Origin of the sequence: Atlantibacter sp. (assembly GCF_032062175.1) — a bacterium.
Classification (GTDB): Bacteria; Pseudomonadota; Gammaproteobacteria; order Enterobacterales; family Enterobacteriaceae; genus Atlantibacter.
In genome coordinates, this window is sequence record NZ_DAMBQK010000027.1 from 1 (window position 1) to 16,757 (window position 16,757).

Sequence of the window (16,757 nt, forward strand, 5' to 3'; positions counted from 1 at the left end):
CCACAGCGCTACGCGCTGCGGCCACCTTCAAAGCTTAACTGACAAGCATTACGCCTTCGGGCGGCGTTTTTTTTGCCTGCCATTCGTACCTGGGTTAGCGTACATAAAACCACAGGAGAAAATGATGAAACGTTATCTTGATTGCAGCGCCTCGGAACTGGTGAACATTGAAAAAGACGATCTTATTTACGCCATCCGCGCCAGTGAAGGCCGTATCCTGGTCAGCGAATGTATCGGCGCGATCCCCCCACTGTTAAACAACATCACCAATGCCGAACTCGCCGCCAGCCAGGGGGCGGATATTTTGCTGCTCAATCTGTTTGATGTCAGCGCGCCGGTGATTAACGGCCTGCCAGCCGGCATTGAACCGCAGGAAACATTGCGCGAGCTACAGCGCTTAACCGGGCGGGTGATCGGCGTAAACCTGGAGGCGGTCGATCCCGCCCATGCCAGTCAGCATGATGAATTCTGGCAGATGACGCCGGGCCGCGCGGCGACTGCCGATAACGCCCGCAAGCTGTATGAAATGGGCGCACGGATTGTGGTACTGACCGGTAACCCCAATAACGGCGTCAGCAATCAGGCGATTGCCGAATCGCTCAATCTCATTCGCCAGGCGATCGGCGATAAGCTGGTGCTGATCACCGGTAAAATGCACGGCGCGGGCATTGTGCGGGAAAGCGGCAGCGCCCTGCTGACCGAGCAGGATATTGCGCTGTTTGTCGATAACGGCGCTGACGTGGTGCTGGTCCCCGCGCCAGGCACCATTCCGGGCATGACCGTGGAGCGCGTCGCCGCGCTGATTGACTTTACCCACCAGCGCGGCGCGCTGGCGATGACCGCCATCGGTACGTCCCAGGAAGGGGCCGACCGTGAAACTATTCGTCAAATGGCGCTAATGAGTAAGATGGCTGGTGCCGATATTCATCATATTGGCGATACCGGCTATGCCGGACTGGCGCTGCCGGAGAATATTTTTACCTATAGCGTCGCCATTCGCGGCGTTCGCCATACCTACAGCCGCATGGCTCGTTCAATTAATCGTTAGCAATCAGGGTGTTTAAACCTGGTTTAACACCCGCTACCGATAATTAGCGTTACACTATGAAACAGTTTCCTGATGAGGATTGAACATGCGCGTACTGGTTGTCGAGGATAATGCCCTGCTGCGTCACCATCTTAAGGTGCAGCTATCGGAACTGGGGCATCAGGTGGATGCCGCAGAAGACGCGAAAGAAGCCGATTATTTCCTTAATGAACACATGCCGGATATCGCTATTGTCGATCTCGGCCTGCCGGATGAGGACGGGCTGTCGATGATCCGCCGCTGGCGCGGGCATGACGTCACCATCCCGGTGCTGGTGCTGACGGCGCGTGAAGGCTGGCAGGATAAAGTGGAAGTGCTGGGCGCGGGTGCGGACGATTACGTGACCAAGCCTTTTCATATCGAAGAGGTGGTGGCGCGCATACAGGTGCTGTTACGACGCAACAGCGGTCTGGCCTCGCAGGTGATCTCCATGCCGCCGTTCCAGCTTGACCTGTCGCGTCGGGAATTTTCTATCAATGACGCGCCGGTGAAACTTACGGCCTTTGAATACACCATTATGGAAACCCTGATCCGCAATAACGGTAAAGTGGTGAGCAAGGACTCGTTGATGCTGCAACTTTATCCCGACGCGGAGCTGCGCGAGAGCCACACTATTGATGTGCTGATGGGCCGCCTGCGTAAGAAAATCCTCGCCGAGCATCCGGTGGATGTGATCACCACCGTGCGCGGCCAGGGTTACCGCTTCGACCTGCGTCCATGAATAAATTGCTGAGGCACGTTTTCCCGCTGTCGCTACGGGTACGCTTCCTGTTGGCGACTGCCGCCGTGGTGCTGGTACTGTCGTTGGCCTATGGCATGGTGGCGCTGGTGGGCTACAGCGTCAGCTTTGATAAAACCACCTTTCGGCTGCTGCGTGGTGAAAGCAATCTGTTCTACACCCTGGCGAAGTGGGAAAATGGCAAGATTAACGTTGAGATCCCGGAAAACCTCAGTCTGCAAAGCCCAACGATGGCCATGATTTATGACGAACGCGGCCATCTGCTTTGGGCGCAGCGCGATGTACCGCTGTTAGTGAAGGCTATCCAACCGGAATGGCTCACCGCGAACGGCTTTCACGAACTGGAAACCGATTTTTCTGCCAGTAGCGCACTGCTGGGCACCAATACAACCCTCCAGAAACAGCTGCGCGATTTTCGTGACGACGATACTAATTATGAAATGACCCACTCAGTGGCGGTGAACCAGTATCCTGCCACCGAACTGATGCCCGCGCTGACCATCGTGGTGGTCGACACCATTCCCATCGAACTCAAGCGTTCGTATATGGTGTGGAGCTGGTTTATCTATGTACTGATCGCCAACCTGCTGCTGGTGATCCCGCTGCTGTGGCTGGCGGCGTGGTGGAGCCTGCGACCCATCCAGTCGCTGGCCCGCGAGGTGCGCGAGCTGGAAGAGCATCACCGCGAGCATCTCAACCCGGCAACTACCCGCGAACTGACCAGCCTGGTGACCAACCTCAACCGCCTGCTGACCAGCGAGCGTGAGCGCTATGACAAATACCGCACCACGCTTACCGATCTTACCCATAGCCTGAAAACGCCGCTGGCGGTGCTGCAAAGCACTTTGCGGTCTTTGCGTACCGACAAACTGACCGTTAGCCAGGCGGAGCCGGTGATGCTTGAGCAGATTAGCCGGATTTCCCAGCAGATCGGCTATTACCTGCACCGTGCCAGCATGCGCGGCGGCAACGTGCTGATGAGCCGCGAGCTGCACTCCGTGGCCCCGCTGCTGGATAATCTCACCTCGGCGTTGAATAAAGTGTATCAGCGTAAAGGCGTGACCATCACGCTGGATATCTCCCCCGAAACCATGTTTATGGGCGAGCAGAATGACTTTATGGAAGTAATGGGCAACGTGTTGGATAACGCCTGCAAATACTGCCTGGAATTTGTCGAAGTCACCACCCGGCAAACCGATGACACGCTGCATCTGTATGTGGATGACGACGGTCCCGGCATCCCGCTCAGCAAGCGCTCGCTGATATTCGATCGCGGGCAGCGTGTGGATACATTACGGCCTGGCCAGGGCGTGGGCTTATCGGTGGCGCGAGAGATCGTTGAGCAGTACGGCGGCCAGATTATACCCGGCGAAAGCCTACTCGGCGGCGCGCGCATGGAGGTGATTTTTGCCCGTCAGGACATAAACAGCGCGGAGAGCGGCAGTAACTCGCAAAAAACGTCATAAAGGCCATGCAGAGGTGATGCCGTCCGTTATAATCCGCTAAGGTTCAATGCCGACGGAAAACAATATGGACTATCAACTTGATTTAAACTGGCCCGATTTCATTCAGCACCACTGGCAAAAGCGCCCGGTGGTGCTGAAACGCGGCTTTAAAAACTTTATCGACCCCCTCTCCCCGGACGAACTGGCGGGTCTGGCCATGGAAAACGAAGTGGATAGCCGGCTGGTCAGCCATCTTGACGGGAAATGGCAGGTCAGCCACGGTCCTTTTGAAAGCTACGATCACCTGGGCGAAAGCAACTGGTCGCTGCTGGTGCAGGCCGTCAATCACTGGCATGAACCCACCGCGGCGCTGATGCGCCCGTTCCGCGCCCTGCCCGACTGGCGCACCGACGATTTAATGATCTCCTTCTCAGTACCGGGCGGCGGCGTTGGCCCGCATCTCGACCAGTATGATGTGTTTATTATTCAGGGCGTGGGCCGTCGCCGCTGGCGCGTGGGCGAGAAAACGCCGCTGAAACAGCACTGTCCGCACCCAGATTTGCTACAGGTCGATCCGTTCGAGGCGATCATCGATGAAGAACTGGAACCGGGCGACATTCTGTATATCCCGCCGGGATTCCCGCATGAAGGCTATTCGCTGGAAAACTCGATGAACTATTCGGTGGGGTTCCGCGCCCCAAGTGGCCGCGAGCTGATCAGCGGTTTCGCCGATTATGTGCTGCAACGCGAACTCGGTAGCCAGCGCTATATCGACCCGGATGTGCCTACGCGCCAGTATCCGGCGGATATCCAGCCGCAGGAGCTGGATAAGCTGCGCGGTATGATGCTGGATCTGATTAACCAGCCGGAACATTTTAACCAGTGGTTTGGCGAGTTCATCACCCAGTCGCGCCATGAGCTGGATGTGGCCCCGGCAGAACCGCCGTACCAGCCGGACGAAGTGTATGACGCGCTCAAACAAGGTGATTCGCTGGTGCGCCTCGGCGGGCTACGCGTACTGCGCATCGGCGAAGAGGTGTTTGTTAACGGTGAGAAGATCAACAGCCCTCACCGCCCGGCGTTAAATGCGCTGGCAAATAACATTGTGGTGAATGCCGATAAACTGGGCGATGCCCTGGAAGACCCGTCATTCCTGGCGATGCTGGCTGCGCTGGTCAACAGCGGCTACTGGTACTTTTCAGACTAAGTCACCAGAGGCTCTGCGCAAGCTGGCGCAGAGCCTGGCTCAACGGGTGCTTTTTACCGCTTCGACTACACTTCTTTCATGGTTATGCCGTCCAGGGCAACACGATGAACGATCCTTCATTTATTGCGTCAGAATCTGCTGCGAATGCTCGCCCCGATGCGGCCGTCGAATCGCTGTTTACCATTTTTGAGCCTTGCGCCAATTTATTTACCCTTGAAAAAGGCCAACTCATTACCTATCAGGAGATGATCGGCTTTATATTTTTATTCCGTGAGGGGCGTATTTCGCTCATTCGCGATGAAGATAATTTGTATCTCGCACACACGACGCAGAAATCCATTTTTGGCATTGTTAACCATTTTCATCCGCTTCATCATTACTCTTATCGCGCCGACGTCGAAAGCCATTTTGGCTGTATTCCGATTCCGTTGGCGTTTGAACTGGTCAATCAGCATCAAATGTGGCTATCTTTGATGCAAATTATTTCCTACCAGTTTTCCAATATCATCTCCCGGGATAACCGATTGACCGGGCATGATTCCTACACCATCATTCGCAATATTATTTTAGAACTTATGCAGTTACCGGAAAATGTCCGCAAGCAGTTACCGCTTGCCAGCTATATCATCAAGCAGACTAAACTGTCGCGCAGCAACGTCATGCGTATCCTCCGGGATTTGAAAGAGGGAGATTATATCGATACGCAACGCGGCATTTTAATTAATGCTAAAAAACTCCCGGAAAAATATTAGTTATTGATAGGTGATGGTAAAAGCCAACTGTCCGGAGACCGAACCCGCAGTAATACCACCATCGAAATTATAAGGCTGCGCTGAAAACTGGATATGAACCTCCCCGGTTTCTTTATTGATGGGCCACAGGCAATTATCATTGGTGATGCAGTCACCGGCAGAAATCCACGCGCTATCGCTATTAAGGATTGAAATTTTAATTCCCACATTTTGCGCCGTGCCGCTATTTTTTAAAACCGCATTGACCGCGTCCCAGTCGCCTTCCAGTTGCAGCTTCACGGTATCCCAGGCTATCGGGCAATTGATGAGGTCGAGCGTAAAATATTTTACCGGATAAGCGTAATCATCGCTTTGTGAAATCACCTCTTCGTAGCGACCCAAATCGACATTGGTCGTCGCGCCGCCCGCTACCGTACAGGGCGTATTGACGATATTTCCGGCGATATTGATAGTCACGTCTGCGGCGCTCACCGGCAAAGCAAATCCGAACAGAAACAAAAAAGCGCGGATAAATTGATACATAGCTGTGCTCTCTTATCGCTACTGGTATGTCAGCGTGGCGCTTATTACGGCGGAAACGGTTCCCGGTCGGACGCTGCCGGACTCGGTCCATGCACGCGTGCGCAGGTTCCAGGTATATTCCTGATTGGTAATGGCGCTGGTTAACGACTTACCATTACCGAGCGGCGTCCCATCTTCTGCCAATAACTCAACCGCGACCCCGGTGGCGGTTCCGCTATTCTGGTAACGAAAGTCCGGGTTTGAATAATCTGCCGTGCCGTTGAAGGTAATGGTCGACAGCGACGTTTGCTGAGGGCAGTTATAGATTCGTATAGAAAAGGCGACCCAGGACGTAAAAGAGCCGGCAGTAGCCAGATCGCTCATTTTTATATTGTCGCCGAGATTAACATTAATACTTTGCTGCTCCACCACGCAGGGCGATGCGACCACCCGCCCCTGAAGCCGGATAATTTTGAAATCCGTTTTTTCAGCCGCGGCAGGGTGGGCAGTTAAGGACGCCACTAATATCAGTTTTATCAAAACAGAACTTTTCATACGTGTTCCCCAAAGGGACTTATTGATAATTAACCACCAGGGTGACCTGTCCTTCCACATCGCCCAGCGTCACTTGTGAGGGGAGATCCGCATAATAGGCAACGTTAAAAGGAACCGTGTAATTACCGCTGCCGTTGTATCCCTCCAGATCGTAAAAAGTTGACACCTGATAGGGTTCGCTGGCAGAACGCAGCAGTTGGAAATAAATACCCGCCGCCGAGCCGGGGCGAGTATTTATCGTGCCGTAAACCGTATCGTGGGGCCCATAAGCGCTGGTAAATTGATAGCGAATATTACTGATGGCTCCAGGGCAGTTGGTAAAGGTTAAGGGCACGGGCTTTATATTCATGGTGCCACTTTGCAAATTTGCGCTCGGGAGATCGTCTAAACGCACCACTGACGGCACGTCGATATCGCAGGGCGTAACGATCGGTTGATCGGTTAATCCGCTGTAATACATCGGAGCAAAATTCGCGACGGGTGAGTCAGGGTGATTATCAAACAGCACCTGGACATTGGGCATCATGATTTCCCCTGCCGGAACAAAATCCGCTAACCGCACCAGCCGATAACTTAGGCGCAGCGAACTGGAAAGGCAGGAGGTGGTGGCTGGTATCACGTATTTATAGGGTGGCGTCAGTAATTCAGGCAGGCAGCCATTCACATCCGTCAGTTTAAATTGCACGCCGATCCCATTATTGGTGGTTATCCAGGTTACGCCATCACCTAACACATACCCCCCCATAGACAGGCTTACATAGCTGCCCTCCACGCCATCTGATACCACGTTATAAGGCATCACTCCGCTATCTGCCCATTCGGTCGTCGCGCCTGCCGTGGCGGGAATAGTAAAACTGCTTAATCGATAATCGGCGTTAAGTGTGGTCGCGCTATTGAAATACGCGGCGCTAAGCGAAGGTGAGAACAGCCATAACAGCAGGAGCCCCAGGCTTAGCTCGCCAGATTTACTGGTTTTCATCATTCCCCCCTGCGGCGTGCGCTGTTGCCGGTCGGCACGCTGCTGTCATCATTATCAGACCCGTCTTCGCCCTGGATTGGCTCAGTGTAAAATCGGCAACGCAGGAATCCGCTTCGCCGCTGCCCCAGCTAGCCAGCAATTGCCCTGAAGCAGGTAAACCACGTAGGTACACCTCGCCGTCTTCGCCAACAATGCCGGCGCTGGCGTCCGGTTGATCGGGTTGCGCAACGCTGGAGCCAAAGGGGACAGGTTTGCCATCGGGCAACAGCAAGGTAATTAATGCCCGCTGACCGATACTGGTATTAAAAGACGCGCGGGCGATCGCGCCGCGCGTCGGCACCACGGTTCGCGCAGCCAGATCGACATCGACATCGTTGCCAAAAGTCGTGTTATCCAGCGTGATGGTGTTTTCGCGATAGGGCGTGACGTAAGGCACCAGGGTGTAACCGCGATAATCCGTGGTGATGCGCGGCTGATTTTGAATACTGACGCCGCTGGCACCCGGCGCTTTCACCAGTACCGCCGTTTCACCCAACGCCTGAGAAAGCGTGACGCCATCCCGGTGCCCGACAATCGCGCCCTTTAAGCCGTAGTTAAGCCGTTTCTGATCGCTGTCATGCCCGTATCCGGCGGTAACTTCCCCGTAAGTCCCTTTGTAGCTGGTGCTCAGGCTGCCGCTTAACGCATCTTCATCGCTGTTACGGGATTCCTGAACGCTCCAGTTGAAATTGTTGTCTTTGAGCAGCGAGCCGTTGAGCCCGACGCTGTGGGTGGTACCGCTATTATTGGAGAAACTGCCGCTGTAGCTTGTCCAGGTGTTTTTAAGCCAGCGGTCGAGAGGAATACTGAGATTAAAAAACAGCAGCCGGTCGCGCCGTTGTGTGGCCGTTCCCGTTGATTGCGTCGACGAAGAAGTATTTTGGTTATCGCTGTAGCTCAGGCCGTAATTGATGCCGCGCCAGTTATTGTTGTAGCTCACGGAGAGCGAGCGCGATTTTTGGCTGCTGTCCCAGTAATCTTCCGTGACGAAGCTGAGCGTCAATGCTCCGGCGTTTTCCCATAATCCCTGGCTCAGGGTGGTTTCAAAACGATTTTTACGCCGTTCGGGTAAATCAACATCTTCGTCCCCGGTCCAGGAATCCAGCGTTTCCTGCAAGGTGTAATAGCTATCATCCAGATAGCGATACGCCGCCAGCGCAAGGGTAGTGTTAGTTGCGGTAACCGATTTGTTGTAACGCAGCCGCGCGGCCTTGCCGCTCTTTTCATCGACCGTTTTCACCGTGGCTTGCGCCGCAGTGATGTCGCCTGATAAAGCCCCCATTGCGCCAAAGTTAACGCCCAGCCCCAGCGCGCCCGCGCGATAGCGAGAAGGCGCGTACTCTCCCCCGCCATACAGCGTTAATTGCCAGGGTAAACCGTAAATCAACGTTGCCTGATAAAACTGCCGGTTCTCCACCGCGCTGTCATAGGTGCGGTATTGACCGCCAGCCAGGTTATATTTCGCGCGCCCTTCGCGCTGCAATACCGGCAAAGAGGCAAACGGCACGGTAAAATTTTGTTCGCTGCCGTCGCTTTCCTGGACGGTGACATTCAGATCGCCGCTGCTGCCGGTTGGATAAAGATCGGTGATTTCAAACGCACCGGGTGCCACGGAGGTTCGGTAAATCACATAGCTGTTTTGCCTGATCACTACGTCAGCGTTGGTACGGGCGATACCGCGCACCATTGGCGCATAGCCGCGCACGCTTTCTGGATACATATCTTCATCAGAGGTTAACTGCATGCCACGAAACGGGATGCTATCGAATACATCCGAGGGAGCGACGCCATCCCCCGCCAGCAAGACGCTTTTGAGGGGAACAATGGCGCGCTGGACATAGGTATAAACGCTATTCCAGGTGTCCTGGCCTTTGCCGTCGCGATACCAGGTGGTGTAGTTACGCACCCGCCATGGCCCGACGTTTGCGCCAGGCCGCAGGTTCACATAGTCACTGCGGCTCCCCACGCTGTCATTCGCCGAGAGGTAATTCACGCCGGAATAATTGTAATTAAGCATCAGGGTATTGATGCCTTCATCCCAGCGCTCAGGGGGGATGTATCCCCGCGCCCGTTCGCTAAGCGCCTGCTGGGGCACGCTGAGCGTCAACCGCTGGTCGTTAAAGGCGAACCGCGCCTGCGCTTCAGGAATGACCCGCAGATCGGCGCAGCCCTCGGCATCGTCTTTGAGATCGGAAAATCTGGCGACGTCGATGCCGTAGCTGTCCAGCTCTGCCCGGCTCAGGCAAGGCTCTAAACCCACTTTGTCCCCTGATTTTTTATCGGTACGAAAAGTGACATCACGGGACTCGCGCATCTCGTCATTGACGTAGAGAGCGACGTGGTAAACACCGGGTGCTTGCGACCCGGCATTGAAGTTGGATAGATCGCTGACGGTTTGTTCAGGCGCGGCCACCTCGACAAGATCGGGATCGAAGTATTCTTCAGCATGAAGTAGCCCACTGGCCAGGCAGAAAAATCCCGCCACATAAAACCAGCGCTTGCCCCTCAGGTATGGCAGATTCAGCATCCCAGCCTCCGTGTATTGTTATGGAAACAAAACAATCAGAACGAAGTTCGGTGCTCTTTACCGCTGGCGCCGTAATCGGTAATTAATGCCCAACTCATTTGGTTGCCGCTGGCCTTCGCGGGGAGCGTAAAGCTGGCGGTTGAGTTCGGTGCCACGTAGGTCGCCGTCTGTACCGGCTGCCCGTTGAGGCGGACATACATAAAATTCATATAAAACGGCGTGGGATTATTGACCGTGAGCTTTCCCCCGCTGCGTTGCCAGCGTAATTTTTCCGCCTGCTCCTCCGGGCTCTGGGACGTTAACCCTGCGGGCCGATAAATCATTTTTATGCGGTTTTTGATGGCTATCTTTAGCGCATTTTGCTGCTTCGTCGTTGAGGGGATAGCCTTAACATTTAGCCAAAACAGCGTTTCTTTATCCTGAGACTGCGGCGAAATATTCTCAATGCGAAGGAGATTTTTCTGGCCGCCGTCCAGCCGGAAAAGTGGCGGCGTGACCAAAAACGCGTTTTTGGCAGAGCCACCGCTTTCAGATTCAATCCATGACTGAATTAAATACGGGACATTATCAGGGTTATTAACACTGAGCGATGATTCCTTTTTATCTCCATGAAAAATAAGCCGAGTGCCGCCAAGTACAATACCGGCATAACAGTTTGACATGACCGTTAATAATAAAACGGCCAATACTTTCATTAATAAAAATACGTTCATTCGCGCACCTTTGACTGATAAAAGCCAATAGTTAAACCGGGAATTTCCCGGTTTAACCTTCGCGCTGCAATTAGCAGTATTTTAGTTATAGACTACGGTAAAACTTGTTGCCGCATTTGCCGCACCGGATGTGACAGAGTCCGCAGTGGCACGATAATAAGCAGTATAATTTAATGAGATAGCGCCAGATGCATCCATCGGCAGGAATGACGTCGGCGCGGTTCTCATTGAAACCGGGGTATCGGTCCAGTCTTTAATTTCCACACCCACGCCGGTGGCAGCGCCTGCGGCATTATTCAGGGCCAGAACCGTATCATCGCCGGAAATACTTTCACCTTCAAACTTAATGGATGCCTGATTGGTGCCTGTCTGGGTGGTCGGGCAGCCGGTTAATTTAATGGTAAATTTGGTGGCGCTTTCTTCATCACCGGTCTGGTTGAAAGAGGATTTATTTACTTTGCCCAAATTCACTGTCATATCTTTTGATGAGGTATCGACCTGACAAGAGGTGTCAACAATTTCACCGGTAAAATTAATCACACCATCGCTGGCGAATGCAGCACCGGTGTTAATGGCAGAGATTACAGCAAGGGAAATAAGCAGCTTTTTCATATTGATCTTCACTTTGTAAATAGTCAGGTGATAAGTAAGTTAACGTCCGTTTGTGTTCACTCCTTAAGTGCGAAGAATAATAAACCGCCTGACTCGACATGAAAATGTCCAAAAAGGCACACCCTAAACGAGGTGCCTGGATAACAAAGAAGAATAATCAAATATAAAAGTGAGAGGAGATAACGAGGCTTTCATTAAATAATGAAAGCCTTAATAAGATTAACGCTGAGCAGTGAGTTCAGCGATACGCACAATAACCGCGACAGCCTTCTCCATGCCTTCAAGCGTCACGAACTCATGTTTACCGTGGTAGTTATACCCGCCGGTAAACAGATTCGGGCACGGCAATCCTTTAAACGAAAGCTGCGCGCCGTCTGTACCGCCGCGAATGGGCTTCATCAGCGGTTCGATATCGCAGTCCTGCATTGCCTGCTGGGCAATCTCGATGATATGCGGATGTTCCGCCACTTTATCGCGCATATTGTAGTAGCTGTCTTCAATCACCAGTTCGATATAGCAGTCCGGGTGCAGCCCTTTACCGACCTTTTTGGCGATCTCCATCATCTTGCGTTTACGCGCTTCAAACGTGCTGCGGTCGAAATCGCGAATGATGTAATGCATTTCCGCTTTATCCACGCTGCCCTTCATGCTGTGCAGATGGTAAAAGCCTTCCTGGCCCTCGGTCATTTCCGGGCTTTCGTCAGCAGGCACTTCGGCGTGAATTCGCGCCGCCAGCGACAGCGCATTGACCATCACGCCTTTGGCGGTGCCGGGATGCACGTTGTTGCCGACAATTTTGATGGTGACCGACGCGGCATTAAAGTTCTCAAACTCCAGTTCGCCTACGCCGCCCCCGTCCACGGTATAGGCCCACTGGGCGTTAAACTGTTCAACATCAAAGAATTTCGCGCCCTTGCCCACTTCCTCATCGGGGGTGAACGCCACGCGGATATCGCCATGGGGGATGTTCTTACCTTTCAGCACCGCCATCGCGGTCATGATTTCCGCCACGCCCGCTTTATCATCTGCGCCAAGCAGCGTTTTGCCATCGGTGGTGATCAGCGTCTGGCCCAGCAATTGATGCAGCACCGGGAACATCACCGGCGACAATACTTCATCACCGATACCCAGCGCGATATCGCCGCCGCGATAGTTTTCGAGGATTTGCGGATTCACGTTCTTGCCACTGAAATCCGGCGAGGTATCAACATGGGAGATAAAGCCAATTGCCGGCACGGCTTTATCGACGTTGGACGGCAGGGTGCCCATGACGGTGCCATGCTCGCTGAGAGTGACGTTCACCAGCCCCAACTCTTCCATTTGCGTCTTCAGAATACGCAGCAGTTTCCACTGCCCTTCGGTACTTGGTACCTGGCGGACGCCCGCTTTAGATTGCGTGTCCAGTGAGACATAGTGCAAAAAACGTTCAAGTAATTTATCCATGCAGTCACCCTCATTTTTGTGACAACATTATCAATAAGCCCGAAAATACAAATATTGCGCCACATCACTTTTAGCCTTTCGGGGGCGAAAAAAAGCCTTCTCGCGGGTTTGGGTTACAATTTGTCAGAGTTATGGCAAAACCCTTGTCAAAGCGTAGTGTAAATCCATGTAAGCAGGACTATGAATACGCATGAAGCATTGGCGATTTCAATGCTTTGCCGTAGAATGCCTGCCCTTGTTAATTTATGTGTCAGCCCAGGTGGTAAATCACAAACCCCGCATCCGGTGCTGTTTGCCGATGCGTTAGTTATGGGACAGCGTAAAAAATTGAATAAACAATCCCGTTCGCTTTCGCCGCTGGTTCAACTGGCGGGAATTCAGAAAGGTTTTGATGGTAAAAATGTCATTAGTGACTTATCCCTGACCATCAACAATGGTGAATTTCTCACACTGCTTGGCCCGTCGGGCTGCGGTAAAACCACCGTCCTGCGCCTGATTGCTGGCCTGGAAACGGTGGATTCCGGCCAGATTATTCTTGATGGTCAGGAAATTACCGACGTTCCTGCCGAGCATCGTCACGTCAATACCGTCTTCCAGAGCTATGCCCTTTTCCCGCACATGACCGTGTTTGAAAACGTGGCGTTTGGCCTGCGAATGCAAAAAACACCCTCAAGCGACATTACCCCGAGGGTCATGGATGCGCTAAAGATGGTGCAACTCGACAGTTTCGCCGCCCGTAAACCGCACCAGCTCTCCGGCGGCCAGCAGCAGCGCGTCGCCATTGCCCGCGCCGTGGTCAACAAGCCGCGCCTGCTGTTGCTGGACGAATCGCTCTCCGCGCTGGATTACAAACTCCGCAAACAGATGCAGAACGAACTCAAAGCGCTACAGCGTAAGCTCGGCATTACCTTTGTGTTTGTCACCCACGATCAGGAAGAGGCGTTGACCATGTCCGATCGCATCGTGGTGATGCGCGACGGGCGCATCGAGCAGGACGGTACGCCACGCGAAATCTACGAGGAGCCGAAGAACCTGTTTGTCGCCAGCTTTATCGGCGAGATCAATATTTTCGACGCCACGGTGATTGAACGGGTGGATGACCAGCGCGTGCGCGCCAGGGTCGAAGGGCGTGAATGCTTTATTTACGTGAACTTCCCGGTGGTCGCGGGCCAGCAGTTAAATGTACTGCTACGCCCGGAAGATTTGCGCGTCGAAGAGATTAACGACGCCCGTGAAGCCGAAGGGCTGATCGGTTTTGTGCGCGAGCGCAACTATAAAGGCATGACGCTGGAGTCGGTGGTCGAGCTGGAAAACGGCAAAATGGTGATGGTCAGCGAATTCTTCAACGAAGATGACCCGGACTTTGACCACTCGCTGGACCAGAAAATGGCGGTGAACTGGGTTGAGAGCTGGGAGGTCGTGCTGGCTGATGATGAGCGCGCGTAAGTTCCAGAATGTGGTGATCGCCACAATCGTCGGCTGGCTGCTGGTGTTTGTTTTCCTGCCCAACCTGATGATCATCGGCACCAGCTTTTTGACCCGCGACGATGCTAATTTCGTGAGCCTGGTCTTTACGCTGGATAATTACGCGCGTCTGCTCGACCCGCTTTACTTCCAGGTACTGCTGCACTCGCTGAATATGGCGCTGATCGCCACGGTCGCCTGTCTGGCTCTCGGCTATCCGTTCGCCTGGTTCCTGGCGCGCCTGCCGGAAAAAGTGCGCCCGCTGCTGCTGTTTTTACTGATAGTCCCTTTCTGGACCAATTCTTTAATCCGTATCTACGGCTTAAAGATTTTTCTCAGTACTAAGGGCTACCTCAATGAATTCCTGCTGTGGCTGGGGGTTATCGATACGCCAGTGCGCATTATGTACACCCCAGGCGCGGTAATCATCGGGCTGGTGTATATCCTGCTGCCGTTTATGGTGATGCCGCTCTACTCCAGCATTGAGAAGCTCGACAAACCGCTACTGGAAGCGGCGCGGGATCTCGGTGCCAGCAAGCTTCAGACCTTTATCCGCATTATTTTGCCGCTGACCATGCCGGGCATTATCGCTGGCTGTTTGCTGGTGATGCTGCCGGCAATGGGGCTGTTTTACGTCTCCGACCTGATGGGTGGCGCGAAAAACCTGCTGATCGGCAACGTGATTAAGAGCCAGTTCCTGAACATCCGCGACTGGCCGTTCGGCTCGGCCACCAGCGTTACCCTGACAGTAGTGATGGGCATGATGCTGCTGGTTTACTGGCGCGCCGCGCGGTTACTGAATAAGAAAGGGGATCTGGAATGATCGGTCGTCTCCTTCGCGGCGGCTTTATGACTGCCATCTACGCTTATCTGTATATTCCGATCATCATTCTGATCGTCAACTCGTTTAACAGCGCGCGCTTCGGGATCAACTGGCAGGGCTTTACCACTAACTGGTATAGCCTGCTGATGAACAATGACAGCCTGTTGCAGGCGGCGAAACACTCCCTGACCATGGCGATCTTCTCTGCGACCTTCGCCACGCTGATCGGCTCCCTGACCGCCGTGGCGCTCTACCGTTACCGGTTCAGTGGCAAGCCGTTCGTCAGCGGGATGCTGTTTGTGGTGATGATGTCGCCGGATATCGTGATGGCGATTTCATTGCTGGTGCTGTTTATGCTGCTCGGCATCCAGCTCGGCTTCTGGTCGCTGCTGTTTTCCCATATCACCTTTTGTTTGCCCTTCGTGGTGGTCACGGTCTACTCGCGCCTGAAAGGATTTGACGTGCGGATGCTGGAAGCCGCCCGGGATCTGGGTGCCGGGGAAATCACCATCCTGCGCAAAATCATTCTGCCGCTGGCGATGCCTGCCGTCGCCGCAGGATGGGTGCTGAGCTTTACCCTGTCGATGGATGACGTGGTGGTATCGTCGTTTGTGACCGGGCCGAGCTATGAAATTTTGCCGTTGAAAATCTACTCCATGGTGAAAGTCGGCGTCTCTCCGGAAGTTAACGCGCTGGCCACCATTCTGCTGGTGCTGTCGCTGGTGCTGGTGATCACCAGCCAACTGATCGCACGTGATAAAACGAAAAGTCTGGCTCGTTCGTCAGGCTAAATAAAACAGGAGACGTAAGAGTGAAAAAATGGTCACGCCACCTGCTTGCCGCCGGTGCATTAGCCCTGGGAATGAGCGCCGCGCACGCGGACGACAGCAAAACCGTCTATTTCTATAACTGGACCGAGTATGTGCCGCCTGGCCTGCTGGAGCAGTTCACCAAAGAGACCGGTATTAAAGTTATCTATTCGACTTACGAGTCGAACGAAACCATGTACGCCAAGCTGAAAACCTATAAAGAAGGCGCGTACGATCTGGTGGTGCCGTCCACCTATTTTGTCGACAAAATGCGCAAAGAAGGCATGATCCAGAAGATCGACAAAAGCAAACTGACCAACTTCCACAACCTCGATCCGGCGATGCTTAATAAGCCGTTCGACCCTAACAACGATTACTCCATCCCGTATATCTGGGGTGCAACGGCGATTGGCGTTAACAGCGATAGCATCGATCCGAAAACCGTGACTCGCTGGGCGGATCTGTGGAAACCGGAATATAAAGGCAGCCTACTGCTAACCGACGATGCCCGCGAAGTGTTCCAGATGGCGCTGCTGAAGCTGGGTCTGTCTGGCAACACCACCGACCCGAAAGAGATTGAACAGGCTTACCACGAATTGCAGAAACTGATGCCTAACGTGGCGGCGTTCAACTCCGATAACCCGGCCAACCCGTATATGGAAGGTGAAGTGAATCTGGGTATGGTATGGAACGGCTCAGCATGGGTGGCGCGTCAGGCGGGTACACCGCTGGAGATCGTCTGGCCGGAAGAAGGTGGGATTTTCTGGATGGACAGCCTGTCGATTCCGTCTAATGCCAAAAACGTTGATGGCGCGATGCAACTGATTAATTTCCTGCTGCGCCCCGACGTGGCAAAACAGGTAGCGGAAACCATCGGTTACCCGACGCCTAACCTCGAAGCCCGCAAGCTGCTGAGTAAAGAGGTGTCTGGTGATAAATCCCTGTACCCGGATCAGGCGACGATTGATAAAGGCGAATGGCAGAACGATGTCGGCGACGCCAGCGCGATCTATGAAGAGTATTACCAGAAACTGAAAGCGGGCCGTTAATGGCTTTCCAGGC

Annotated in this window: 16 protein-coding genes; 9 read left to right on the forward strand and 7 right to left on the reverse strand. The window is 53.6% G+C overall.

Translation table 11 applies throughout. The features are described 5' to 3' along the window. Nucleotides 1-124: 124 nt before the first annotated feature. From RT120_RS18875 to RT120_RS18895, 5 genes are all read left to right on the forward strand, one after another. Entirely contained in the window at nt 125-1,048 is a 924-nt protein-coding gene (locus RT120_RS18875) for a haloacid dehalogenase-like hydrolase (protein WP_312985053.1), read from the forward strand. Nucleotides 1,049-1,133: 85 nt separating this feature from the next. Continuing rightward, the gene (phoP, locus tag RT120_RS18880) at nt 1,134-1,808 is read left to right on the forward strand and encodes a two-component system response regulator PhoP (RefSeq protein ID WP_312985055.1); all 675 of its coding nucleotides are present in this window, start codon (nt 1,134-1,136) and stop codon (nt 1,806-1,808) included. Continuing rightward, on the forward strand, nt 1,805-3,292 hold the full coding sequence (gene phoQ, locus RT120_RS18885; RefSeq protein ID WP_312985057.1) for a two-component system sensor histidine kinase PhoQ: 1,488 nt from the start codon (nt 1,805-1,807) through the stop codon (nt 3,290-3,292). The genes phoP and phoQ overlap by 4 nt, the downstream gene beginning before the upstream one ends. A 64-nt stretch (nt 3,293-3,356) precedes the next feature. Next, nucleotides 3,357-4,478 carry a cupin domain-containing protein gene (locus tag RT120_RS18890; RefSeq protein WP_312985059.1) on the forward strand — a complete coding sequence of 374 codons (1,122 nt, stop codon included), beginning with the start codon at nt 3,357-3,359 and terminating at the stop codon, nt 4,476-4,478. 104 nt (nt 4,479-4,582) lie between these two features. Next, nucleotides 4,583-5,230, forward strand: a complete 648-nt coding sequence (locus RT120_RS18895) for a helix-turn-helix domain-containing protein (RefSeq protein WP_312985060.1) — start codon at nt 4,583-4,585, stop codon at nt 5,228-5,230. Here RT120_RS18895 and RT120_RS18900 read toward each other — a convergent pair whose 3' ends face one another. From RT120_RS18900 to pepT, 7 genes are all read right to left on the reverse strand, one after another. Further along, nucleotides 5,231-5,752, reverse strand: coding sequence for a fimbrial protein (locus tag RT120_RS18900; RefSeq protein ID WP_312985062.1), 522 nt, complete (start codon nt 5,750-5,752; stop codon nt 5,231-5,233). Between the two features lie 18 nt (nt 5,753-5,770). After that, entirely contained in the window at nt 5,771-6,286 is a 516-nt protein-coding gene (locus RT120_RS18905; RefSeq protein ID WP_312985064.1) for a fimbrial protein, read from the reverse strand. A 19-nt stretch (nt 6,287-6,305) separates the two neighbouring features. Then, nucleotides 6,306-7,265, reverse strand: coding sequence for a fimbrial protein (locus tag RT120_RS18910; RefSeq protein ID WP_312985066.1), 960 nt, complete (start codon nt 7,263-7,265; stop codon nt 6,306-6,308). After that, nucleotides 7,252-9,831, reverse strand: coding sequence for a fimbria/pilus outer membrane usher protein (locus tag RT120_RS18915; protein ID WP_312985068.1), 2,580 nt, complete (start codon nt 9,829-9,831; stop codon nt 7,252-7,254). The genes RT120_RS18910 and RT120_RS18915 overlap by 14 nt, the downstream gene beginning before the upstream one ends. Before the next feature lie 35 nt (nt 9,832-9,866). Continuing rightward, nucleotides 9,867-10,544, reverse strand: a complete 678-nt coding sequence (locus tag RT120_RS18920) for a fimbria/pilus periplasmic chaperone (RefSeq protein WP_312985069.1) — start codon at nt 10,542-10,544, stop codon at nt 9,867-9,869. A gap of 81 nt (nt 10,545-10,625) precedes the next feature. Further along, nucleotides 10,626-11,156 (reverse strand): fimbrial protein, encoded by a 531-nt coding sequence (locus tag RT120_RS18925; RefSeq protein ID WP_312985070.1) that lies wholly within the window; start codon nt 11,154-11,156, stop codon nt 10,626-10,628. A gap of 219 nt (nt 11,157-11,375) precedes the next feature. Next, nucleotides 11,376-12,599 carry a peptidase T gene (gene pepT / locus RT120_RS18930; protein WP_312985071.1) on the reverse strand — a complete coding sequence of 408 codons (1,224 nt, stop codon included), beginning with the start codon at nt 12,597-12,599 and terminating at the stop codon, nt 11,376-11,378. A 309-nt stretch (nt 12,600-12,908) separates the two neighbouring features. Between pepT and potA the strand changes: the two genes are divergently transcribed. The 4 genes from potA to potD are packed head-to-tail and all read left to right on the forward strand — an operon-like array spanning nt 12,909 to nt 16,744. After that, nucleotides 12,909-14,045, forward strand: coding sequence for a spermidine/putrescine ABC transporter ATP-binding protein PotA (gene potA, locus RT120_RS18935; protein ID WP_312985148.1), 1,137 nt, complete (start codon nt 12,909-12,911; stop codon nt 14,043-14,045). Then, the gene (potB, locus tag RT120_RS18940) at nt 14,029-14,886 is read left to right on the forward strand and encodes a spermidine/putrescine ABC transporter permease PotB (protein ID WP_312985073.1); all 858 of its coding nucleotides are present in this window, start codon (nt 14,029-14,031) and stop codon (nt 14,884-14,886) included. Before potA ends, potB begins: the two co-directional genes overlap by 17 nt. Next, nucleotides 14,883-15,677 (forward strand): spermidine/putrescine ABC transporter permease PotC, encoded by a 795-nt coding sequence (gene potC, locus RT120_RS18945; protein WP_312985075.1) that lies wholly within the window; start codon nt 14,883-14,885, stop codon nt 15,675-15,677. Before potB ends, potC begins: the two co-directional genes overlap by 4 nt. A gap of 20 nt (nt 15,678-15,697) precedes the next feature. After that, nucleotides 15,698-16,744, forward strand: coding sequence for a spermidine/putrescine ABC transporter substrate-binding protein PotD (gene potD, locus RT120_RS18950; RefSeq protein ID WP_312985077.1), 1,047 nt, complete (start codon nt 15,698-15,700; stop codon nt 16,742-16,744). The last annotated feature ends 13 nt before the right edge of the window (nt 16,745-16,757 follow it).